Here is a 21,788-nt window from a genome sequence, read left to right as displayed (position 1 = left end):
CGTCAGCGCGCGGCGCTGCGCGGCGGCGGTCGAAATGATCAAGCGGAAATCCCCCAAAGTCCGGCGCGGACTGTACGCAGGGGTCGTTTCCAGATGGTGAATGACGGGTTGGGCGAGTTCTATCTGCACGTCGTCCCGGCCTAGTGCGCAATTGCGCACGGGGGCCGGGACCATAACCACCGAACGTTGTTGTTGGCGGGGAAGCGGCCCCAGCCGCGCAAAACAATCCGCATTGGTGGTTATGGGTCCCGGCTCGCGCTTCGCTTGGCCGGGACGACGGCGGATGGAGCTAGCCGCGCCGCGCGGCTTCCAGCGCCTGCGGCGTGTCGATGTCGAGGAAGGCGCTGTTGCCTTCGACCGGGACCTCGGCGACCACCTCGGCATGCTTGGCAATCAGATGACGGGCGCCGATGTCGCCGTCGAGCGTCATTAATTCCCTGAAGAAGCGCCGCGACCACAACACCGGATTGCCGCGGCGGCCCTCGCTGACCGGGACCGCGATCAGATGGCCGCGGTCGGGCGCAAAGGTTTCGATCAGGCGATCGATCAGCTTGGCATCGATCAGCGGCATGTCGCCAAGGCAGACCACCGCGCCATCGGCGCCGTCGGACACCACCGAGATGCCGGCTTTCACCGAGCTGGCAAGGCCGCCGGCGAAATCCGGATTGCGGACGAACTTGACCTTGAGTCCATCAAGCGCCTGCTCGACCAGCGTGGCCTGGTGCCCGGTGACGACGATCACCTCCGAGGCCTTCGAGGCCAGCGCCTGCTCGGCGACGATGCGTGCGAGCTTCTTGCCGTCGAGCTCGGCGAGCAGCTTGTTCGGGCCGCCCATCCGGGTCGAGCGGCCGGCGGCGAGCACGATCGCCGCGACGTTGCGGTTGCCTTCGGTGTCGGGGACGGTGCGCGGCTGCGGCCGCGTCACGATCTCCATCAACAGGCCGCCGACGCCCATGCCGGTGAGATCCGACCGCGTCACCTTGATGCCGGCGAGCAGCCGCATCAGCACCCAGTCAAAACCGTTCTCGACCGGCGAGCGCGCGCAGCCCGGTGCGCCCAGCACCGGCACGCCGCCGGCGCTGCCGATCAACAGCAGATTGCCGGGATCGACCGGCATGCCGAAATGCTCGATCGCGCCGCCGATCTCTGTGATCGCGGCCGGAATCACGTCGCGGCGGTCGGCGATCGCGGATGCGCCGAACACGATGACAAGCTCGGCCCCCAAACCGAGCAATTCCTTGATCGAGGCCGCGAGCACGGTCTCGTCATGCGGCACCCGGCGCTCGGCGATGATGGTGGCGCCGGCCGGCGCCAGACGCTCGGCGGTGACGCGCAGCGTCTTGTCGATCACCTTCGGCGCGAGGCCCGGCAGCAGCGTCGAGACCACGCCGACCTTCTTGATCGTGTAGGGCGCGATCCGCAGCGTGTCCTTGCCAGCCACGGCCACGGCCGCATCGCGCAGCCGGCCCTCGACGCCGAACGGGATCAGCTTGACGGTCGCGATCATCTCGCCTTCGACCACCGGCTTGTAAGCCGCGAGGGTTGCAAAGGTGATCGCCTCGTCGACGCCGTTGATGCGATCGACCGCGGCGCGATCGACCACCAGCACGCCGGGGCGCGCAGCGAACAGATTGGCGCGGCCGGTGAAGGCGCGCTCGACATTGACGCCCTCGCCCGCCACCGCCTGTGCGATGCTGGCGGCCGCGACGTCTTCGGAGACATCGCCCTCTTCCAGCCGGACCACGACGACGTCCTTGACGCCGGCCTTGGTCAGCGCCTCGACCTCATCAGGGCCGATCGTGGTGCCCTTCTTGAGCACCAGCGTGCCCTGGCGGAGCGTATGCACGGTGACGCCGCCAATCGCGTCGGCCGGACTGGCGGGACCGAACTTCATGCCGCTTCTTCTTTTTCTTTGGGAGGCAGACGCAGCTGCGCGGTGATCTCGGCCATGATCGCGACCGCGATCTCCGACGGCGACACCGCGCCGATGTCGAGGCCGATCGGCGCGTGGATGCGCGCGATGTCGCTGTCCTTGGCGCCCTGCGCGCGCAGCCGCTCGGCACGCTTGGCGTGGGTCTTCCGCGAGCCGAGTGCGCCGATGTAGAAGCAGTCGCGGTCGAAGGCGTGCAGCAGCGCCGGATCGTCGATCTTGGGATCATGCGTCACCGCGACGAACGCGGTGTAGTGATCGACATTGAGCGGCGGCAGCGCGACATCGGGCCATTCGGCGACCAGCGGCACGTCGGGGAAACGCTCCGGGCTCGCAAACGCCGTGCGCGGATCGACCACCGTCACGTCATAGTCGAGCGAGCGCGCCAGCGGCGCCAAGGCCTGGCTGATATGGACCGCGCCGATGATCACCAGCTTTGCGGTCGGCGCGTAGACGTTGAGGAACAGCTTCTTGCCCGCAACCTCGACATTGCCGCTCTTGCCCATCCTGAGCTGCTTGGCGAGTTCGGCCCGTAGCGGATCGGCGGCAATGTCCGCAGCCTTGACCAGGCGCTGCTCGCCATTGGCGGTGTCGGTGACGATGATGACCGGGCGGCGCGCGGCGCGCTCGGCGTTCAGCTCTTTGAGGACTTCGAGTTTCACGGCTAACCGACCTTCTCGACGAACACGCGGATGGTGCCGCCGCAGGACAGGCCGACATTCCAGGCCGTCTCGTCGGCGACGCCGAATTCGAGCATTTTTGCCTGGCCGCTCCCGATCACGTCGAGCGCCTCGGTGACGACGGCGCCCTCGACGCAGCCGCCGGAGACCGAACCTAAGAACGTGCCGTCGTCATTGATGACGAGGCTCGAGCCAGCCGGGCGCGGCGCCGAACCCCAGGTCTCGACCACGGTGGCGAGCGCCACGCCATGGCCCTGCTTCTGCCAGGTCTCGGCGGCCTGAAGGATGTCTTCGTCGCGGTTCAGCATGGTGGCCTCCTGCTATCGGGTCAGGCTTCTTAGGCTACAGAGCGGATCAGGCTGCGGTGGTGCGCCGGCGGCGGGGATGACAGCGCCCCGATCAAGCCCTTGATGGACGTCAAGTTATGCACCGGGCGAAATTCGTCAACGTGGGGCAGCATCATTTTGATGCCCTGCGCCTTGGCCTCGAAGCCCGAATAGCGCAGCAGCGGGTTGAGCCAGATCAGGCGGCGGCAGGAGCGGTGCAAACGGTCCATCTCGAAGGCCAGTTTGGCATCCGCCTCGCGTTCTAGTCCATCGGATATAAGGAGGACGATGGCGCCCTGCCCGAGCACCCGGCGGGCCCAGAGCTGGTTGAAGGTGTGCAGCGAGGTCGCGATCCGCGTCCCGCCGGCCCAGTCCTCGACCGAGGATGTGCAGCTCGCCAGCGCCTCGTCGGGGTCACGCGCCCGTAATGCGCGCGTCACATTGGTCAGGCGGGTGCCGAACAGGAACACCGAGACCCGCTTGCGGTAGTCGGTGATGGCGTGCAGGAAGTGCAGGAACAGGCGGGTGTACTCGCTCATCGAGCCGGAGATATCGAGCAACGCCACGATCGGCGCCGGCTTCTCGATCCGGCCGAGCTTGCGGATATCGATGATCTCGCCGCCGGTGCGCAGCGAGTTGCGCACGGTGCGGCGCATGTCGAGCCGCAAGCCGCGCGCGTCGGGCTGGTAGCGGCGGGTCACCAGTTCGGCCTGCGGCAGCCGCATCCTGGCGATCTCGCGCGTGACCTCGGCGATCTCGGCCGCGGTCATCTGCGCAAAGTCCTTCTTCTGCAGCACCTCCTTGTCGGAGACCGAGAGCTTCAGCTCCTGCTCCTGGGCCTGCGGCCGCTCCTCGCTCTTGGCCGGCTGCGCCATCGCCTCCTGGACGCGGCGCGAGGCCGGCGGCGGCTTCTTCTTGGCGTGGTCCGGCAGCGGGACCGAATCCAGCATGCTCTTCCACTCCTCCGCGGCGCGGAAGAACAGCTCGAAGGCCTGGCGGAAGATCAGCGCATGCTCATGGCGCTTGACGAAGATCGCCTCCAGCGTGGCGTAGAAGTCCAGGCGATGGCCGACCTCGATCAGCTGCAGCGCATCGAGTGCATCGATCACCGAGCCCGGCCCGACGGGCAGCCCGGCCGCCCGCAGCGCGCGGGCAAAGCCGATCACATTGTCGGCCATGTGGCCGGTCGGAGGCGCGAGGTGGTTGATGGCCATTAGCTATCCACTCCCGTCATTCCGGGATGCGCCGCAGGCGCAGGCCCGGAATCCATAACCACAATCGTGAGTATGGATTCCGGGCTCGCGCCATCCAAGTCGGCTGTTGCCGACTTGGACACTTAAGTCTGCCGAACTCGGGTAAACCCGAGTTCGGATGGCGCATCCCGGAATGACGAACGTTGTTATGACGCGAGCCTTACGTCTCGCTCGTCGCTTCCTTCAATGTCTTCTGCAACGCATCGCCCTGCATCCGCGCGATGTCGTCCTGATATTTGAGCAGCGCGCCCAGCGTGTCGCCGACCACCTGCGGCGTCAGCGAGCGCGCGTCGAGCTCGGACAGCGCGGTGGCCCAGTCGATGGTCTCGGCGACGCCCGGCGACTTGTAGAAATCCTGGTTGCGCAGCGCCTGCACGAAGCGGACGACCTGCTGCGACAGTTTTGCGGAAATGTTCGGTACCCGCGACTTAACGATCGCAAGCTCGCGGTCGGCCGTGGGATAATCCACCCAGTGATAGAGGCAGCGCCGCTTCAGCGCGTCGTGGATCTCGCGGGTGCGGTTCGAGGTGATGATGACGATCGGCGGCGCCGGCGCCTTCACGGTGCCGAGCTCGGGGATCGTGACCTGGAAGTCGCTGAGGATTTCCAAGAGGTACGCCTCGAACGCTTCGTCGGCGCGGTCGAGCTCGTCGATCAGCAGCACCGGAGGACCCGCGACGTCGGACTCGAGCGCCTGCAGCAGCGGCCGCTTGATCAGGAAGCGCTCGGCGAAAATATCGCTCGCGAGCTGGTCGCGATCGGTGTCGCCGGAGGCTTCTGCAAGCCGGATCGCGATCATCTGCGCCGCGCTGCTCCACTCATAGACGGCGGAGGCGACGTCGAGGCCTTCATAGCATTGCAAGCGGATCAGCTTGCGCCCGAGCGCCGCCGACAGGACCTTTGCGATCTCGGTCTTGCCGACGCCGGCCTCGCCTTCCAGGAACAGCGGCCGGCCCATCCGCAGTGCGAGATAGGTCACGGTCGCGAGCGACCGTTCGGCGAGATAGCCGCGCGACGTCAAGAGCTGCTCGAGCGCATCGACGGAAGTGGGTAACGCCGATGCACTCATGGAACAGCCAGTCTTCGAACAGGGGTTAGCAATGTCACGCGTTAGATCTAGTCCTTGGGATCCGGTTCGGATCTAGTCCCTTGGATCTAGTCCTTGGCGTTGGCGGCTTCCACCGCCCTGCGCGTCAGAACGCCGATCAGATGCGCGCGGTATTCCGCGCTGCCGTGCAGGTCGCTGTTCAGCCCGTCGGGGGGAACCGCGATACCGTCGAGCACCTTGTGCGAGAAGCGCTTCTTCAGGGCCTCCTCGAACGCGGCGACGCGGAACACGCCGTCCGAGCCTGCCCCGGTGACCGCGACGCGCACGTCCGACGGACGCTTGGCCACGAACACACCGACCAACGCGTAACGCGAGGCCTGGTTGCGGAACTTCACATAGGCCGCCTTCTTCGGCAGCGGGAACATCACCTTGGTGATGATCTCGTCGGCCTCCAGTGCGGTCGAGAACAGACCCTGGAAATATTCCTCGGCCTTGAGCCGGCGCTTGTTGGTGACGATGGTCGCGCCCAGCGCCAGAACCGCGGCCGGATAGTCGGCGGTCGGATCGTTGTTGGCGAGCGAGCCGCCGATGGTGCCGCGGTGGCGCACGGCAGGGTCGCCGATCATGCCGGCAAGCTCGGCCAGCGCCGGGATCGCCTCGCGGACGGTCGCGGAGTTCGCGACCTCGGCGTGCTTGGCGGTGGCGCCGATCACCAGCGAGCGGCCCTTCATCTCGATCGTGTCGAGACCTTCGATATGGGAGAGGTCGACCAGATGCGGCGGGCTCGCGAGCCGCTGCTTCATGACCGGCACCAGCGTGTGACCGCCGGCGATCAGCTTGGCGTCCTCGTTCTTCACCAGGAGATTGGCAGCCTGCCGCACGGTGCCGGGACGATGATATTTGAATTCGTACATTGGAATGTCCTGATCGCTTGTCGCGACGAATTGCTGATTAGGCGAGGTCCGATTTGGCCATCGCCTTGGCGCCGGCGGCGATCGAAGCAACGATGTTCTGGTAGCCGGTGCAGCGGCACAGATTGCCTTCCAGCTCCTCGCGGATCACCTCGTCGGAGAGGTCGTGGCCCTTGCGATGGACCAGGTCGACCGCGGTCATGATCATGCCCGGCGTGCAGAAGCCGCACTGCAGGCCGTGATGCTCGCGGAAGGCCTCCTGCATCGGATGCAGCGGCGCGCCATCGGCCGCCAGCCCCTCGATGGTCTTGACTTCATGACCGTCGGCCATCACCGCAAGCGTCGTGCACGACTTCACCGCCTTGCCGTCCAGATGCACGACGCAGGCGCCGCACTGCGAGGTGTCGCAGCCGACATGGGTACCTGTCAGCCGCAGATTTTCGCGCAGAAACTGGACCAGAAGGGTACGGGGGTCGACGTTCGCGTTAACGGGGTTGCCGTTCACGATCATTGAAATCTTGGCCATCAGCACTCTCTTATCTGCCCCACCGCATATCGGCGAAGCAGGCGGTTTAAAATCATTCCAGACGGCATAATATGGGCGCGCCCCGCGATGGGCAACCTTTCGAGCCACCCATCCAGGACATAACGGCAAGGCATGGCTGGGCCTGAATAAGCCGGCCCGCCTGCGGGGTTAACCCTGCACCGCTTTGGCGAAATTTGCAAAAAATTCGTCCGCCAGCTTCTTGGCGGCGCCGTTGATCAGGCGCTGGCCGAGCTGGGCGAGCTTGCCGCCGATCTGCGCCTCGACGTTGTAGCTCAGGAGCGTGCCGCCGTCCTTGTCGGCAAGGCCGACGGTGGCGCCGCCCTTGGCGAAGCCGGCGACCCCGCCCTCGCCTTCACCCGAAATCTTGTAGCCGTTCGGCGGATCGAGATCGCTCAATGTGACCTTGCCCTTGAAGCGGGCAGAGACCGGGCCGACCTTCATCTTGGCGGTGGCGCGGAAGCCGCCCTCGTCGGTCTTCTCGAGCTCTTCGCAGCCGGGAATGCAGGCCTTCAGCACTTCGGGATCGTTGAGCTTGTCCCACACAGCCTGGCGCGGCGCTGCAAGCTGGACTTCGCCGGTCATTGTCATGGCCATGGGGGACCTCCTCGATCGCTAAAACCTTTGCCTCCAAGTAAAGCAGCCCGGGCGCAAAGGAAAGGGCACCTTCGGAGGATGAGCGATGCATATTCGCACCGCAGCAAGCCAAGCGCATCGTTCACGAAATCGCGCGGTCCGCTTGCTGAATTTGACGGCAGCGCAGGGGCATTGGCAGCGACGCGCAGGAATGGTTAGGTCGCGCGCCATGAGCACAGCCCTGTCCCCCCTGCTTGCGCCGATGCTGTCGAGCGCCGCGATGCGTGCGGTCTGCGACGACGCCGCCATCCTGCAAAACATGCTGGATTTCGAGGCCGCGCTGGCCCGCGCCGAAGTGGCCTGCGGCGTCACCCCGCACGAGGCGTCCGGCCCGATCGGCGCTGCCTGCAAAGCCGAATCATTCGACCTCGCCGCGCTGGCCGATGCCGCGACGCGCTCGGGCAATCTGGCGATCCCGCTGGTGAAGGCCCTGACCGCCAACGTCGCCAAAAAGGATGCCGAGGCGGCGCGCTATGTGCATTGGGGCGCGACCAGCCAGGACGTCATCGACACCGCGACCATGCTGTCGCTGCGCGCCGGCATCGATGCGCTGCTCGCCGACCTCGAGCGCGCTGTTGCGGGTTTTGCCGGGCTTGCCCGCGCCCATCGCGACACTGCGGTGGTGGCGCGGACCTGGCTGCAGCATGCGCTGCCGATGCCGTTCGGCCTGAAGCTTGCCGAATATGCCGCGGCCCTGCACCGCTCCCGCAAGCGCTTGCTGCGCCTGCGCCGCGAGACGCTGGCCGTGCAATTCGGCGGCGCCGCCGGCACGCTCGCCGCGCTCGGCGACAAGGGCCTTGCGGTCGCCGAAGCGCTTGCGAAAGAGCTGGACCTGCCGCTGCCGGACGCGCCCTGGCACACCCACCGCGACCGCATCGCGGAGGCGGCGTCGGTGTTCGCGATCCTCGCCGGCAGCTGCGGCAAGATCGCGCGCGACGTGTCGCTGATGATGCAGACCGATGTCGGCGAAGCCTTCGAGCCCGCCGGCGCCGGCCGCGGTGGCTCCTCGACCATGCCGCACAAGCGCAATCCCGTTGCCGCCGCGAGCGCGCTGGGGGCCGCCACCATGGCGCCGAACCTCACTGCCACGATCTTCGCGGCGCAAGTGCAGGACCATGAGCGTAGCGCCGGTCCCTGGCACGCGGAATGGCCGACCTTGCCGACCTTGATGCTGGTGACCTCGGGCGCGCTCGCCGCCATCGTCGACCTCGCCGAAGGGCTCGAGGTCGATGCGGCGCGGATGCGCGCCAATCTCGATGCGACTCATGGGTTGATCATGGCGGAAGCCGTCACCTTTGCGCTGGCCGAAAAGATCGGCAAGAGCGACGCCCATCACCTGATCGAAGCTGCCAGCAAGAAAGCGGTCGCGGAGAAGACGCATCTGCGCGACGTGCTGTCGGCGGATGCGAAGGTCACTGCGCTTCTCGACACAAAGCATCTCGCAGAACTGTTCGAGCCGATGGCCTATCAGGGCGCCTCGCAGGCGCTGATCGACCGTTTGCTGGCTTCACTGGATGACAAGTAGCGGGATGACGAGAGGGACAAGACGATGCCGATGATCAACGCCGACGGATGCCTGCTCAACGTCCAGGTGGATGGCCGTGATGGCGGACCGACCTTGATGCTGTCGAACTCGCTCGGCTGCACTCTGCAGATGTGGGAACCGCAGATGAAGGCACTGACGCAGATGTTCCGCGTCATCCGCTACGATCGTCGCGGCCACGGCAAATCCGGTGTGCCGGCAGGCCCCTACTCGATGGAGCGGCTCGGCCGCGACGTGCTTGCGATCCTCGACGACCTCAACATCGAGAAGGTGCACTGGTGCGGCCTGTCGATGGGCGGCATGGTCGGGCAATGGTTAGGGGCCAACGCGCCCGACAGATTCGGCAAGATCATCCTCGCCAACACCGCCTGCTACTATCCCGATCCGACCAACTGGCTGAACCGCATCAAGGCGGTGAAGCAAGGCGGCATCGCCGCCGTCGCCGACACCGTGATCGCAGGCTGGCTGACCGCCGACTTCCGTGAGCGCGAGCCGGAGACCACAGCGCGGATGAAGGCGATGCTGCTAGCCTCTCCCGTCGAGGGCTATCTCGCCTGCTGCGAAGCGCTGTCGACGCTCGACCAGCGCGCGCTGTTGCCCAGGATCGAGAGCCCGACCCTGGTGATCGCGGGAAAGCGGGACATGGCGACGCCGGTGTCGGCGGGTGAGATGATCCGGAGCCTCATTCCCGGCGCCAGCATGACGCTGCTCGATGCCGCGCACATCTCCAATGTCGAGCAGTCGCACGCCTTCACCGAAGCCGTGGTCGGCTTCCTGACGCAACGCTGACGAAGCGACGAAGGACCCGTGTAGCCCGGATGGAGCGAAGCGAAATCCGGGACAAGTCTTGAGACTAGCGCCGAACCCCGGATTACGCTTCGCTCTATCCGGGCTACGATTCCAAATGCACAAAAGCGTCATTGCGGGGAGCACAGCGACGAAGCAATCCATGCCTCCGCAAGCGGTGAATTGGATTGCTTCGCTTCGCTCGCAATGACGGGAGGAGACACCGATGGACGACAATCAGCGCCGCGACGACGGCATGACACAGCGCCGCAAGGTGCTGGGCAATGAATGGGTCGACAAGTCGATCAAGAACCGCAACGCGTTCAACACCGACTTCCAGGACCTGATCACGCGCTATGCGTGGGGCGACATCTGGACCCGGCCGCATTTCGATCACCGCACGCGCCGCGTGCTGGTCATCGGCACCATGGTCGCGCTCGGCCAGTGGGACGAATTCCGCCTGCATGTGCGCGCCGCGCTCAGCGAAGGCGGCTTCACGCCCGAGGACATCAAGGAGATCCTGCTACAGCAGGCGATCTATTGCGGCGTGCCTGCCGCCAATCACGCCGTCAAGGAAGCCGGCGCGATCATCGCCGAACTAGGGCTGCTGAAGGGATAGCCCGCCTGCCGGTGCGCCCGTCTCGGCCTCAGGTGCCTTGGCAGCGGACGACTCGGCGGTTCGCTTCGGCGAGGTCTCGAACAGCATCACGATCGCGGTGCCGAGCAGCATCAGGAGCTCGGCCGCATGCATGCGCAACGCTTCGATCTCGCCGACCTTGGACGCCATCATCATGCTGGCGAAGCTCAGCACGCTGCCGAGGCAGAGCGCCACAGCCAGTGCCTCGTCGGCGCCGCTGCTGGTCTTGCGGAGCGGCGAGAACGCGGCCATCGCGAGGAAGACCGCGAAGAACGCCACCACCGTGATCCGCGCCAGCGCCAGCAGCCATGCCAGCCGCACCGTCGCCATCTTGGCGAGGTGCAGGTGGTCGCTGGCGTAGAAGGCGATCGATACGCTCGGCCGCTCATAGAGGCCGTGGATCGGCGACACGATGATGCTGAAGGCGATGATGGTCCAGACCGGAATGAAATAGGCCGCAAGCAGCGCGCCGTTGAAGGAGCTGATCCGCCAGTTACTCGACATTGCCGCTTCCCGTGGTTCCGGCGCCCTTTTTGGGTTGGCGACGGTTCAGCCTGCGAGGTAACGCCGATCGATTGCCGGCAGCAATTTAAACCCTTTGTTAAGGTTAAGCGCGGTGCGATGGTTCCGGATCGATGCGATCGGGCCCGGCCGGCAGCTGCGCCGGTCGAGATAAAGGGGGTAAAATGACCGAAAGAACCCGCGTTTTCGTCGCGACGCCCTGTTTCGGCGGCGACCTGAAGATGGCCTATGTGCTGTCCGCCCTGAAGCTTCAGGCGGTGGCCACTGCCCGGGGCATCGACATCCAGTTCCACCTGATAGGAAACGAATCGCTGATCGTGCGCGCCCGGAACGAACTGGCCCACCAATTCCTTGTATCCGGCGCCAGCCATCTCCTGTTCATCGATGCCGATATCGGGTTCGAACCCGAGTCCGTCTTCCGGCTGCTGGATTGCGACGCCGAGGTTTCGGCCGCGGCCTACCCGCTCAAGCACATCGATTGGGCAAAGGTGCAGCGGGCCGCGGAGGCCAAGCGGCAAAACCTCGCGTCATCCTCGCTGGACTATGTCGTCACATGGGAGGGCGACCAGATCACGGCTCGCGGCGATGGCTTCGCCAAGGTCCGGTATGCCGGAACCGGCTTCCTGATGATGAAGCGATCCGCCCTCGTCAGGCTGTGCGACGCCCACCCCGAACTCAAATATCGGGCGAACCACAAGAGCAACGACTTGAACACCGGCGACCTGGTTCGCGCCGACCTCGACCGAGTCTCGCTGTTCGAATGCATGATCGACAAGACGACCGGCGAGTATTTGTCCGAAGATTACGCCTTCTGCCGGCGCTGGCTCGATCTCGGCGGCGAAATCTGGCTCGACCTTCGAAGCGAGCTCACGCATTTCGGTTCATTCGCCTTCCGCGGCCGCTTCGCCGATCAGTTGGCCTGAGCAGAAGCAGAAACAAAAGAGCTGACAAATGGGCCTCGTCGTTCGGTGAGACCCATTTGTTGCATCTGCTCAATTGCCCCGAATGAGCGCTCCGGATTGGGTTTCTGGCCCTGCCGGTCGGGATCCTGCTGCTCCCCGGGCTTCTGACCGTCGCTGTGGCTTGGCCAACACGGGTTCCGGCGCGATCATTGCAGGGCAGCGAGGTATCGCCCCTGTGACATCGGAACCGCACCCGCCGAAGTAGTTATGTACAAGCCCTTATCTGCTGCTGCCACGCTGTTGCCGCCGCCGGTATTCCACTGTTAGAAAATGTCACGACGCGACGGACCAGGCTGCCGGGGGCCCTCGGCGCGTCACCCCTCGAGTTACGGCAGCGCATGGATTATTTCGCCCAGCAACTGATCAACGGCCTCGTGCTCGGTTCGATCTACGGCCTGATCGCCATCGGCTACACGATGGTCTACGGCATCGTCGGCATGATCAACTTCGCCCATGGCGACATCTTCATGATCGGCGGCTTCATCGCGCTGATCTCGTTTTTGGTGCTGGTGTCGCTCGGCCTCACCGCGATCCCCCTGATCCTGCTGATCGTGCTGCTGGTCTCGATGGCGATCACCGCGCTCTATGGCTGGACCATCGAGCGCATCGCCTACCGGCCGTTGCGGCATTCGTTCCGCCTGGCGCCGATGCTGTCGGCGATCGGCATGTCGTTCGTGCTGACCAACTTCTCGCAGGTGTCGCAGGGCGCGCGCGTCAAGCCGGTGCCGCCGATCATCACCGGCGGCTACACGCTGCATGAGGGCGCGCAAGGCTTCGCCGTGCAGCTCTCCAACATCCAGATCATGGTCGTGCTCGCCACCATCGTGCTGCTGGCGCTGTTCACCTGGCTGGTGTCGCGCACCCGGCTCGGGCGCGACATGCGCGCCTGCGAGCAGGACCAGACCATGGCCGCACTGCTCGGCGTCGACGTCGACCGGACCATCTCGATGACTTTCGTGATCGGTGCTGCGCTCGCCGCCGTCGCCGGCATGATGTACCTGCTGTATTACGGCCTGGTCGATTTCTTCATGGGCTTCGTCGCCGGCATCAAGGCGTTCACCGCCGCCGTGCTCGGCGGCATCGGCTCGCTGCCGGGCGCGATGCTCGGCGGGCTTGCGATCGGTCTGATCGAGACGTTCTGGTCGGCCTATTTCTCGGTGGAGTACAAGGACGTCGCCGCGTTCTCGATCCTGATCGTGGTGCTGATCTTCATGCCGACCGGCCTGCTTGGCCGTCCCGAAGTCGAAAAAGTCTGACAGGCACTTCGTGAGCGCGACCACAGCCCGACCATCGCCCGCCGCGCAGCCCTCGGGCAGCGCCTTCATTCTCAAGAAAGCCCTGATCAGCGCACTGGTCGCGCTGGTGCTGTTCTCGCTGATGATCGGCGTGCGCACCGAGGCCGGACCGCAAGGCGGCCTGATCTACTGGACGCGGTTCGGCGACCTCGCCGCCCTTGTCGGCACGGTGTTCGGCGGCAGCATCATCGTCGAGCTGCTGCGGCAATGGTGGGGACCGGTCGACAAGGACAGCATTGTGCCGAAGCCGGTGCAATCAGCGATCTCGTTCGCCGGACGATGGCTGGCGCCCGCGCTCCTGGTGTTCGCATTCCTCGTGCCCGTCATCTTCTACAACCAGCGCTACATTCTCGACCTGTCGATCCTGGTCCTGACCTATGTGATGCTTGGGTGGGGCTTGAACGTCGTGGTCGGCCTCGCCGGCCTGCTCGACCTCGGCTATGTCGCGTTCTATGCGGTCGGCGCCTATTCCTACGCGCTGCTCGCGACCAATTTCGGATTGTCGTTCTGGGTCTGCCTGCCGCTCGCCGGCATCCTGGCGGCGTTCTGGGGCGTGCTGCTCGGCTTCCCGGTGCTGCGGCTGCGCGGCGACTATCTGGCGATCGTGACGCTCGCCTTCGGCGAGATCATCCGCCTCGTCATCATCAACTGGCAGAGCCTGACCGGCGGCCCCAACGGCGTCTCGGGGATCCCCCGCCCGACCATGTTCGGCATTCCGCTGACGCCGGGCGACGACGGGCTCGCCGCCAGGCTCGGCATCGAGTTCTCGCCGACCCACCGCCTCGTCTTCCTGTTCTATCTGATCCTGGCGATGGCGCTGCTGACCAACTGGGTGACGATCCGGCTGCGGCGGCTGCCGATCGGCCGCGCCTGGGAGGCGCTGCGCGAGGACGAGGTCGCCTGCCGCGCGCTCGGCATCAACACCACGACCACCAAGCTGACGGCGTTCGCGACCGGCGCGATGTTCGGCGGCCTTGCCGGCGCGTTCTTCGCCACGCGGCAGGGCTTCATCAGCCCGGAATCTTTCACCTTCCAGGAATCGGCGCTGGTGCTGGCGATCGTCGTGCTCGGCGGCATGGGCTCGCAGCTCGGCGTCGCGCTGGCCGCGCTCGCCATGATCGGCGGCTTCGAGCTGTTCCGTGGTTTCGATCAGTACCGCATGCTGGTGTTCGGCATCGCGATGGTGCTGTTGATGATCTGGCGGCCGCGCGGACTGATCGGCCATCGCGCGCCCACCGTGTTCCTGGAGCGCAACCAGGCGATCTCGTCCGACCTCGTCAAGGAGGGCCACGGATGAGCGGCGACCATATCCTCACCGTCGATCGCCTGATGATGCGCTTCGGCGGCATCGTCGCGGTCAACGAGCTCTCCTTCGCGGCCGAGCGGCGCAAGATCACCGCGCTGATCGGGCCGAACGGCGCCGGCAAGACCACCGTCTTCAACTGCATCACCGGCTTCTACCGGCCGAGCGGCGGTGCGATCCGCCTCGCCCATGATGACGGCCGCACCATCCAGCTCGAGCGGCTGAACGATTTCCGCATCTCCAAGCAGGCGAAGGTGGCGCGCACCTTCCAGAACATCCGGTTGTTTCCCGGCATGACCGCGCTGGAAAACCTGATGGTCGCCCAGCACAACGCGCTGATGCGCGCCTCCGGCCTGACCCTGCTCGGCCTGCTCGGCCTGCCGTCGTGGCGCGAGGCCGAGCAGCGCGCCATCGAGCTGGCGCGGACCTGGCTCAACCGCGTCGGGCTGCTGGACCGCGCCGACGATGCCGCCGGCAATCTGCCCTATGGCGACCAGCGCAGGCTCGAGATCGCGCGCGCGATGTGCACCGAGCCTGCGCTGCTCTGTCTCGACGAGCCGGCGGCCGGACTGAATGCGCGCGAGAGCGGCGGGCTCAACGAGCTCTTGCTGTCGATCCGCAACGAACAGGGCACCTCGATCCTCTTGATCGAGCATGACATGTCGGTCGTGATGGAGATCTCCGATCACGTCGTGGTCATGGACTACGGCGTCAAGATCGCCGAAGGCACGCCGCAGGCCGTCCGCGACGACCCCAAGGTGATCGCCGCCTATCTCGGCGCCGACGAGGAAGAGGCGATCGCCGTGATGGAGAGCGGCACGTGAGCGCGGCAGCGGCAACCACACCCCTGCTCGCGGTGCGCGGCGTGCGTGCGGCGTATGGCAAGATCGAGGCGCTGAAGGGCGTCGACATCGAGATCAATCGAGGCGAGATCGTCGCCCTGATCGGCGCCAATGGCGCCGGCAAGTCGACGCTGATGATGACGATCTTCGGCAGGCCGCGCGCGCGCGCCGGCCGCATTGAATTCGATGGCCACGACATCACCGGCGTGCCGACCCACGAGATCGCGCGGCTGCGCATCGCGCAATCGCCCGAGGGCCGGCGGATCTTTCCGCGCATGAGCGTCGCGGAAAACCTGCAGATGGGCGCCGACGCCACCGAATGCAGCGAGGCCGAACGCGAGGCCGGGCTGGAGCGCGTGTTCGCGCTGTTTCCGCGGCTGAAGGAGCGCGTCGCACAACGCGGCGGCACATTGTCGGGCGGCGAGCAGCAGATGCTCGCGATCGGCCGCGCCTTGATGAGCCGGCCGCGGCTGTTGATGCTGGACGAGCCCTCGCTCGGCCTTGCGCCGCTGATCGCGCGGCAGATCTTCGACGCCATCCGCACGCTGAACCGGCAGGACGGCCTCACCGTGCTGATCGTCGAGCAGAACGCCAACCATGCGCTGAAGCTCGCCCATCGCGGCTATGTCATGGTCAACGGCCTGATCACGCTGGCCGGAACCGGCGCCGAATTGCTGCAGCGCCCGGAGATCCGCGCCGCCTATCTGGAAGGCGGCCGCCGCGGCTAACTCACCCTTGAGCGCCGCCCCTTGCAGCAGGATGCGGCTGATGCAGCGTCGATTTGCCTGAAAATTGCCGGTGACTTCGCCGCGAAATCAGCCGAGAATGCCCGCGGTTTTGGGGCCCGGCATGCCGGGCCCTTCCGCAAGAGGCAACGACCACGAGGGACGTCTCATGAAATCACTGAAGCTGATCGGCCTGGCACTGGGCGCGTCGTTCGCATTATCGGCGAGCGCGTTCGCGCAAGACATCACCATCGCAGTCGCGGGCCCGATGACGGGCTCCGAATCCGCTTTTGGCCGGCAGATGAAGAACGGCGCCGAGCAGGCAGTCGCCGACATCAACGCCGCCGGCGGCGTGCTCGGCAAGAAGCTCGCGCTGGAAGCCGACGACGATGCCTGCGATCCGAAGCAGGCGCGCTCGATCGCGGAAAAGATCGGCTCCTCGAAGATCCCGTTCGTGGCCGGCCATTTCTGCTCGTCGTCGTCGATCCCGGCTTCCGAGGCCTATGCCGACGCCAACGTGCTGCAGATCACCCCGGCGTCGACCAACCCGCTGTTCACCGAGCGCAAGCTGTGGAACGTGGCGCGCGTCTGCGGCCGCGACGACCAGCAGGGCCTGGTCGCCGCCGACTACATCATGAAGAACTTCAAGGGCAAGAACGTCGCGATCCTGAACGACAAGACCACCTACGGCAAAGGCCTCGCCGACGAGACCAAGAAGGCGCTGAACAAGGCCGGCTTCCAGGAGAAGATGTTCGAGTCCTACAACAAGGGCGACAAGGACTTCAACTCGATCGTCTCGCGCCTGAAGCGCGACAATATCGATCTGGTCTATGTCGGCGGCTACCATCAGGAAGCCGGCCTGATCCTGCGCCAGATGCGCGACCAGGGCCTGCAGACCGTGCTGATGGCGGGCGACGCCATGAACGACAAGGAGTTCGCCTCGATCACCGGCCCCGCCGCCGAAGGCACGCTGTTCACCTTCGGCCCCGATCCGCGCAACAAGCCGACCGCGAAGGCGATCGTCGAGAAGTTCAAGGCCAAGAACATCGACCCCGAAGGCTACACGCTCTACACCTACGCCGCGATGCAGGTCTGGACGCAGGCAGTCGCCAAGGCCGGCACCACCGACGCCAAGAAGGTGATGGACACCATCAAGGCCGGCGACTGGGACACCGTGCTCGGCAAGATGGGCTTCGACGCCAAGGGCGACATCAAGGCGATCGACTACGTCGTCTACAAGTGGGACGCCAAGGGCAACTACACCGAGATCAATCCGAAGGGCTCCTGAGCCTCTCGCGCTGATCCAGTCAGAGTAACGAAAACGCCCCGCTCCGCCGGGGCGTTTTTTTGACCGGATACCTGCAAGTCTTACCTCAGTCCTGCCGCAGGTCCCTGCTCACGCGCGCTCAAAGGTTGCTGCATCCGCCGCGGCTGCTATACCGGATCGATCGGACAGCAGGCGGACGGACCCAATCGTGAAAAACCTTCTCACCGATATTGCCGGCGTCAGCGTCGGCCACGCCGACGACGCCGTGATCGCCTCCGGCGTCACCGCCATCCTGTTCGAGCGGCCGGCGGTGGCCTCGATCGACGTCCGCGGCGGCGGTCCGGGCACCCGCGAGGACGCGCTGCTGTCCCCGCACAATGTCGTCGAGGCGATCGACGCCATCACGCTGTCCGGCGGCTCGGCGCTCGGGTTAGACGCGGCCGGCGGCGTGCAGGCCTGGCTCGCCGAGCGCGGCCGCGGCTTTCGCATCCGCGATGCGGTGATCCCGATCGTGCCGGGCGCGATCTGCTTCGACCTGCTCAACGGCGGCAACAAGGCGTGGGGACGCTTTCCGCCCTATCGCGATCTCGGCTATGCGGCGGCGAATGCCGCCTCCGACAATTTCGAGCTCGGCAGCGTCGGCGCCGGCATGGGCGCGACCACCGCCAATTTGAAGGGCGGCCTCGGTTCGGCGTCGGCTGTGACCGACGACGGCGTCAAGGTCGCAGCGCTTGCGGTGGTCAACGCGGTCGGCAGTGTCACGGTCGGCAGCGGTCCGTGGTTCTGGGCGGCGCCGTTCGAGGTCGACGGTGAATTCGGCGGGCGCGGCCTGCCGCCCGCGTTCACGCCGGACATGCTGAAGCTGCGGCTGAAGGGCGGCGCGGACGCCACCGCCGCCGAGAACACCACGCTCGTCGTTGTCGTGACCGATGCGCAGCTGACCAAGCCGCAGGCGAGGCGCCTTGCGATGATTGCGCAGACCGGCATGGCGCGCGCGATCTACCCGGTGCATGCCCCGCTCGACGGCGATGTGGTGTTTGCCGCCGCGACCGGCGCAAAGCCGGTCGATCCGCTGTTCGGCCTGACCAAGCTCGGTGCGATCGCCGCCAACACGGTGGCGCGCGCGATCGCGCGCGGCGTCCATTCAGCCACCGCGCTTCCCTTTCCCGGCGCGCTGCCGAGCTGGCGGGACAAATTCGGTTAGGTCATCGCGCTTCTGGCTCTGCCATCATTGCGAGCGAAGCGAAGCAATCCATTTGTCCGCACATGTGGACAGATGGATTGCTTCGTCGCTTCGCTCCTCGCAATGACGGAAATTACCAGTCTCGCTTTAAGCGCTGACCGACAGCGACGACGAGGCCTGGGCCGAGATCGCCAGCGACTGGCGCTGGATCAACTGCTCGATGAAATTGTAGGACGAGGTCGCGTTGCTGCCGGCGGAGGACGAGTTCGCGCTGCTGGTGGTCGACGACGTGGCCGCCGACGTCATCGACACCTTGGAGCCGTCGGCATAGGTCGTGGTGGTGGTGGTCGAGCCGTCGCTGTTGGTCACCGAGGTCGAGGTCGCACCGTTCAGCGCCTGCATCAACGGATCGGAGCTCGATCCGCCCGAGCCGCCGCTGGATCCGTCGGTCGAGCCGCCGGCCGCGTGGTGATGATGGCCGCCGCCCTTGTGACCCTGCAGGGCCTGCGACATCTCGCCGAGGCTGACGCTGCCGTCACCATTGGTATCGAGCTTGGAGAACACGTCGTCGGCCTGCGCGATGTTGGTGCCGCCGGCGCCGAGCGCCTTCTCGAATTCCGACTTGGTGATCTGGCCGTTGCCGTCGGCATCGATCTGCGAGAACAGGTCCTTCAGCGCATCCGACCGGCTGGTCGGCGTCGCGCTGGTCGAAGCCGTGGTCTGCGACTGGCTCTGCGCGTCGAGCAGCGCGCTCATGGTCAGCGGCGAAATCTGCGTGGAGCTGCTGCTGCCCGTGCCGGTAGCCGTGCTGCCAGAGGTCGACGTCGAGGTGCTGGTCGAGGCCGAGAACAGCCCGGTCGACTGATTTCCCTGCGTGGAGCTGCCGGTCTGTGTCGTCGACTTCGACGACATCAGCGAGCTCAAAAGATCGATGGCGGATGACGCAGCGCCAATGGCAAATAACATGGCAATACTCCAACAAGGCCGCGCCTGGCGGCTCAAACGCTTGGCAAGGGCGCAGCAAGCGGCGTGCCATGGCAAAAACCCAATAAAACCAGGCCTTGGCGCATCGTTGCGGGTTCCGCGCACCCGGCAAGAGCTGCCGCCGGCGGCAGAATTTTCCGGCTCCGAGGTGCCGTCCGCTCGCATTGCCCGCCACGCCTGCGCATGTTAGGCGGGATCACCCGTCGCCCCCTGAAGCCTTTCGGAACTGCGCTATGACTCAGTCATTCACCCCGCGTCCCCTTGTCATCGCCCCGTCGATCCTGGCGTCGGACTTCTCAAAGCTCGGCGAGGAGGTCCGTGCCGTCGACCAGGCCGGCGCCGACTGGATCCATCTCGACGTGATGGACGGACATTTTGTGCCGAACATTTCCTACGGCCCCGACGTCATCAAGGCGATGCGGCCGCACACCAAGAAGATCTTCGACGCGCATCTGATGATCTCGCCCTGCGATCCCTATCTCGAGGCGTTCGCCAAGGCGGGCTGCGACCACATCACGGTGCATGCCGAAGCGGGCCCGCATTTGCATCGCTCGCTGCAGGCGATCCGCGCGCTCGGCAAGAAGGCCGGCGTCTCGCTCAATCCGGCAACGCCGGCGAGCGCGATTGAATATGTGCTCGACCTGATCGACCTGGTGCTCGTGATGTCGGTCAATCCCGGCTTCGGCGGCCAGGCCTTCATCCGCTCGGCGATCGGCAAGATCTCTGACGTCAGGGCGATGGTCGCCGGCCGCCCGATCGACATCGAGGTCGATGGCGGCGTCGCGCCCGATGTCGCGGGCCAACTCGCCGCCGCCGGCGCCAACGCCTTCGTCGCCGGATCTGCCGTGTTCAAGGGCGGCACCGTCGAGGCCTACAAGACCAACATCGCCGCGATCCGCAATGCAGCGGCTGACGCGCGCGGCGAAGCGATCTGATCAAAACAATGCGGGCGGCGTGACCGCGGCACTGGCAGCCGGGTCCGCCGCGCCGTCTTCAGCCTCCGTCGCCGGCGCTAGCCGCGACGGCCGCACCACGGTCACCGTACACGGCGCTTCACCGGCGACCTTGGCGGACACGCTGCCGAGCAGCGCACGCCGCAGCGAGTTCTGCCGCGCGCCGATGATGATGTGGTCGACCAGGTTGATCGCGGCGAATTCCAGGATGGCGGCGGCGGGATCGATCGCCTCCAGCACATGCACGGTCAGCCGCCCCTCCTCGAGCTTGAACGGCCGCGCCCAATGCTGGAGCGCCACCAGGCGGTCGACATGCTTGCTCTGGCCCTGCTCGTCATGGCTGCGGTCGATCGCCAGGAGATTGAGCTTCAGCACGTTGACGCAGGCGAGCCGCGCCGACGGCGACGTCGAGAGCACCTGCTCGGCGGTGACGCGGATGGTCTCGTTCAGCGCCTCGGTCCCCTCGCCGAGATCGAGAGCCACGGCAACGATCGGGCTCGATGCGAGCTGGGCCGCGACGTCGGACTTCGGCCGCGGCGGCACCGTGCCGAGATTGAAGCGGCGGCGCCAGACCGTGCCGAGCGGATCGCGGTCGAGCCGCTGCGCCCGCGCCGTCAGCTTGACCTGCTCGGGGTGGCCGAGATCGAACGCGAGCTGCGCCGCTGTCGGATAGCGTGCGGCCGGGTCGATCTCGAGACACCGCAGCACAATCTCCTGCAACCAAAGCGGATAGTCGGGCTTCAGCTTGCGCGGCGGCGTGGGATCACGCCACAGCCGCCGGCGCATGCCGCGCAGGGTCTCGGTCTCGCCGAACGGGCGAACCCCGGTGGTGAAGAAATACAGCAGCACGCCGAGCGAAAACAGGTCGCTGCGCGGATCGTCGCGCACGCCGAGCAGGCGTTCCGGCGCCATGTAGGGCGCGGTGCCGTAAGGCAGCCGAAACTCCTCCTGCAACAGATCGGGCAGATGCTGGTGATGCGAGAGGCCGAAATCGATCAGCACGGCCTCGCCGCGCTCGCGGAACATGATGCTGCTCGGCTTGATGTCGTGGTGGATGACGTTCTGCCGGTGCAGGCTGGCGAGCGCGGTCGCGACCTTGCCGCCGATCACCCTCACCTCCTCATACGGCAGCGGCAGGGCGTCGAGCCGCTTGTAGAGCGTCTGCCCGGGGATGCGCTCCATCACCACATAGGCCTGGCGCTCGAAATCGCCGCTGCCGAAGCAGGCGGGCACGTGCGGCCCCGACAGCCGCGGCAGGATCATCTGCTCCATCTCGAAGCTGACGATCGCGGCCGGATCCTCACCCTCCGAGGTGAGCGGCACCTTCATCAAGAGCGGCACGGTGATGCCGGGATGGGTGACGCTCCACAGCGTCGCCATGCCGCCGCGGTGCACGCGCTCGCCGATGGTGAAGCCATCGATCTCGGCGCCCGCCTGCATCGTCAGCGCCGCCATCGG

General features: G+C 66.1%; 22 protein-coding genes. 11 read left to right on the top strand and 11 right to left on the bottom strand.

Annotated features, from left to right (window positions below):
- Nucleotides 1-289: 289 nt before the first annotated feature.
- From Q0030_RS28980 to Q0030_RS28945, 8 genes are all read right to left on the bottom strand, one after another.
- Nucleotides 290-1,894: a molybdopterin-binding/glycosyltransferase family 2 protein gene (locus tag Q0030_RS28980; protein ID WP_298374936.1), complete on the bottom strand. Its 1,605-nt coding sequence runs from the start codon at nucleotides 1,892-1,894 to the stop codon at nucleotides 290-292.
- On the bottom strand, nucleotides 1,891-2,592 hold the full coding sequence (locus Q0030_RS28975; RefSeq protein ID WP_298374934.1) for an XdhC family protein: 702 nt from the start codon (nucleotides 2,590-2,592) through the stop codon (nucleotides 1,891-1,893). The genes Q0030_RS28980 and Q0030_RS28975 overlap by 4 nt, the downstream gene beginning before the upstream one ends.
- Before the next feature lie 2 nt (nucleotides 2,593-2,594).
- Nucleotides 2,595-2,918: an XdhC family protein gene (locus tag Q0030_RS28970; RefSeq protein ID WP_298374931.1), complete on the bottom strand. Its 324-nt coding sequence runs from the start codon at nucleotides 2,916-2,918 to the stop codon at nucleotides 2,595-2,597.
- 29 nt (nucleotides 2,919-2,947) lie between these two features.
- A complete protein-coding gene (locus Q0030_RS28965; RefSeq protein WP_298374928.1) occupies nucleotides 2,948-4,150 on the bottom strand; it encodes a VWA domain-containing protein in 1,203 nt (400 codons plus the stop codon).
- 199 nt (nucleotides 4,151-4,349) lie between these two features.
- A complete protein-coding gene (locus Q0030_RS28960) occupies nucleotides 4,350-5,258 on the bottom strand; it encodes a MoxR family ATPase (RefSeq protein WP_298374925.1) in 909 nt (302 codons plus the stop codon).
- 86 nt (nucleotides 5,259-5,344) lie between these two features.
- Complete coding sequence (locus tag Q0030_RS28955) at nucleotides 5,345-6,151, bottom strand: xanthine dehydrogenase family protein subunit M (RefSeq protein WP_298374922.1); 807 nt, start codon at nucleotides 6,149-6,151, stop codon at nucleotides 5,345-5,347.
- A gap of 37 nt (nucleotides 6,152-6,188) precedes the next feature.
- Nucleotides 6,189-6,674 (bottom strand): (2Fe-2S)-binding protein, encoded by a 486-nt coding sequence (locus Q0030_RS28950; protein ID WP_021077804.1) that lies wholly within the window; start codon nucleotides 6,672-6,674, stop codon nucleotides 6,189-6,191.
- 168 nt (nucleotides 6,675-6,842) lie between these two features.
- Nucleotides 6,843-7,289, bottom strand: coding sequence for a carbon monoxide dehydrogenase subunit G (locus Q0030_RS28945; RefSeq protein ID WP_016840413.1), 447 nt, complete (start codon nucleotides 7,287-7,289; stop codon nucleotides 6,843-6,845).
- 208 nt (nucleotides 7,290-7,497) lie between these two features.
- Here Q0030_RS28945 and Q0030_RS28940 point away from each other — a divergent pair, with 208 nt between their 5' ends.
- The 3 genes from Q0030_RS28940 (at nucleotide 7,498) to Q0030_RS28930 (ending at nucleotide 10,276) form a co-directional block, all read left to right on the top strand.
- Nucleotides 7,498-8,853 (top strand): 3-carboxy-cis,cis-muconate cycloisomerase, encoded by a 1,356-nt coding sequence (locus Q0030_RS28940; RefSeq protein WP_298374916.1) that lies wholly within the window; start codon nucleotides 7,498-7,500, stop codon nucleotides 8,851-8,853.
- Nucleotides 8,854-8,877: 24 nt separating this feature from the next.
- Complete coding sequence (gene pcaD / locus Q0030_RS28935; RefSeq protein ID WP_298374914.1) at nucleotides 8,878-9,660, top strand: 3-oxoadipate enol-lactonase; 783 nt, start codon at nucleotides 8,878-8,880, stop codon at nucleotides 9,658-9,660.
- Nucleotides 9,661-9,883: 223 nt separating this feature from the next.
- Entirely contained in the window at nucleotides 9,884-10,276 is a 393-nt protein-coding gene (locus Q0030_RS28930; RefSeq protein ID WP_173637433.1) for a carboxymuconolactone decarboxylase family protein, read from the top strand.
- On the opposite strand, the gene Q0030_RS28925 is transcribed toward Q0030_RS28930, so the two are convergent.
- Nucleotides 10,256-10,798 (bottom strand): hypothetical protein, encoded by a 543-nt coding sequence (locus Q0030_RS28925; RefSeq protein WP_298374909.1) that lies wholly within the window; start codon nucleotides 10,796-10,798, stop codon nucleotides 10,256-10,258. The genes Q0030_RS28930 and Q0030_RS28925 overlap by 21 nt on opposite strands.
- Nucleotides 10,799-10,980: 182 nt before the next feature.
- Here Q0030_RS28925 and Q0030_RS28920 point away from each other — a divergent pair, with 182 nt between their 5' ends.
- The 7 genes from Q0030_RS28920 (at nucleotide 10,981) to Q0030_RS28890 (ending at nucleotide 18,414) form a co-directional block, all read left to right on the top strand.
- Nucleotides 10,981-11,739, top strand: a complete 759-nt coding sequence (locus tag Q0030_RS28920; protein WP_298374907.1) for a hypothetical protein — start codon at nucleotides 10,981-10,983, stop codon at nucleotides 11,737-11,739.
- Between the two features lie 377 nt (nucleotides 11,740-12,116).
- Entirely contained in the window at nucleotides 12,117-13,034 is a 918-nt protein-coding gene (locus Q0030_RS28915; RefSeq protein ID WP_092115272.1) for a branched-chain amino acid ABC transporter permease LivH, read from the top strand.
- 10 nt (nucleotides 13,035-13,044) lie between these two features.
- Nucleotides 13,045-14,370 carry a high-affinity branched-chain amino acid ABC transporter permease LivM gene (gene livM, locus Q0030_RS28910; RefSeq protein ID WP_298374904.1) on the top strand — a complete coding sequence of 442 codons (1,326 nt, stop codon included), beginning with the start codon at nucleotides 13,045-13,047 and terminating at the stop codon, nucleotides 14,368-14,370.
- Entirely contained in the window at nucleotides 14,367-15,200 is an 834-nt protein-coding gene (locus tag Q0030_RS28905) for an ABC transporter ATP-binding protein (RefSeq protein ID WP_298374901.1), read from the top strand. The genes livM and Q0030_RS28905 overlap by 4 nt, the downstream gene beginning before the upstream one ends.
- The gene (locus Q0030_RS28900; protein WP_298374898.1) at nucleotides 15,197-15,946 is read left to right on the top strand and encodes an ABC transporter ATP-binding protein; all 750 of its coding nucleotides are present in this window, start codon (nucleotides 15,197-15,199) and stop codon (nucleotides 15,944-15,946) included. Before Q0030_RS28905 ends, Q0030_RS28900 begins: the two co-directional genes overlap by 4 nt.
- A gap of 166 nt (nucleotides 15,947-16,112) precedes the next feature.
- Complete coding sequence (locus Q0030_RS28895; protein WP_097675725.1) at nucleotides 16,113-17,231, top strand: branched-chain amino acid ABC transporter substrate-binding protein; 1,119 nt, start codon at nucleotides 16,113-16,115, stop codon at nucleotides 17,229-17,231.
- A 187-nt stretch (nucleotides 17,232-17,418) separates the two neighbouring features.
- Nucleotides 17,419-18,414: a P1 family peptidase gene (locus tag Q0030_RS28890; RefSeq protein WP_298374895.1), complete on the top strand. Its 996-nt coding sequence runs from the start codon at nucleotides 17,419-17,421 to the stop codon at nucleotides 18,412-18,414.
- Nucleotides 18,415-18,540: 126 nt separating this feature from the next.
- On the opposite strand, the gene Q0030_RS28885 is transcribed toward Q0030_RS28890, so the two are convergent.
- Nucleotides 18,541-19,359: an EF-hand domain-containing protein gene (locus Q0030_RS28885; RefSeq protein WP_298374892.1), complete on the bottom strand. Its 819-nt coding sequence runs from the start codon at nucleotides 19,357-19,359 to the stop codon at nucleotides 18,541-18,543.
- 251 nt (nucleotides 19,360-19,610) lie between these two features.
- Here Q0030_RS28885 and rpe point away from each other — a divergent pair, with 251 nt between their 5' ends.
- A complete protein-coding gene (gene rpe, locus Q0030_RS28880) occupies nucleotides 19,611-20,312 on the top strand; it encodes a ribulose-phosphate 3-epimerase (protein WP_298374890.1) in 702 nt (233 codons plus the stop codon).
- Here rpe and Q0030_RS28875 read toward each other — a convergent pair whose 3' ends face one another.
- Nucleotides 20,313-21,785, bottom strand: coding sequence for a bifunctional serine/threonine-protein kinase/universal stress protein (locus Q0030_RS28875; protein ID WP_298374887.1), 1,473 nt, complete (start codon nucleotides 21,783-21,785; stop codon nucleotides 20,313-20,315).
- Nucleotides 21,786-21,788: the final 3 nt, after the last annotated feature.

The sequence above is a fragment of the uncultured Bradyrhizobium sp. genome (assembly GCF_947648125.1).
Taxonomy (GTDB): domain Bacteria; phylum Pseudomonadota; class Alphaproteobacteria; order Rhizobiales; family Xanthobacteraceae; genus Bradyrhizobium.
Note: the sequence above shows the minus strand (reverse complement) of the source record. Positions and strands in the feature narration are given on the sequence as shown.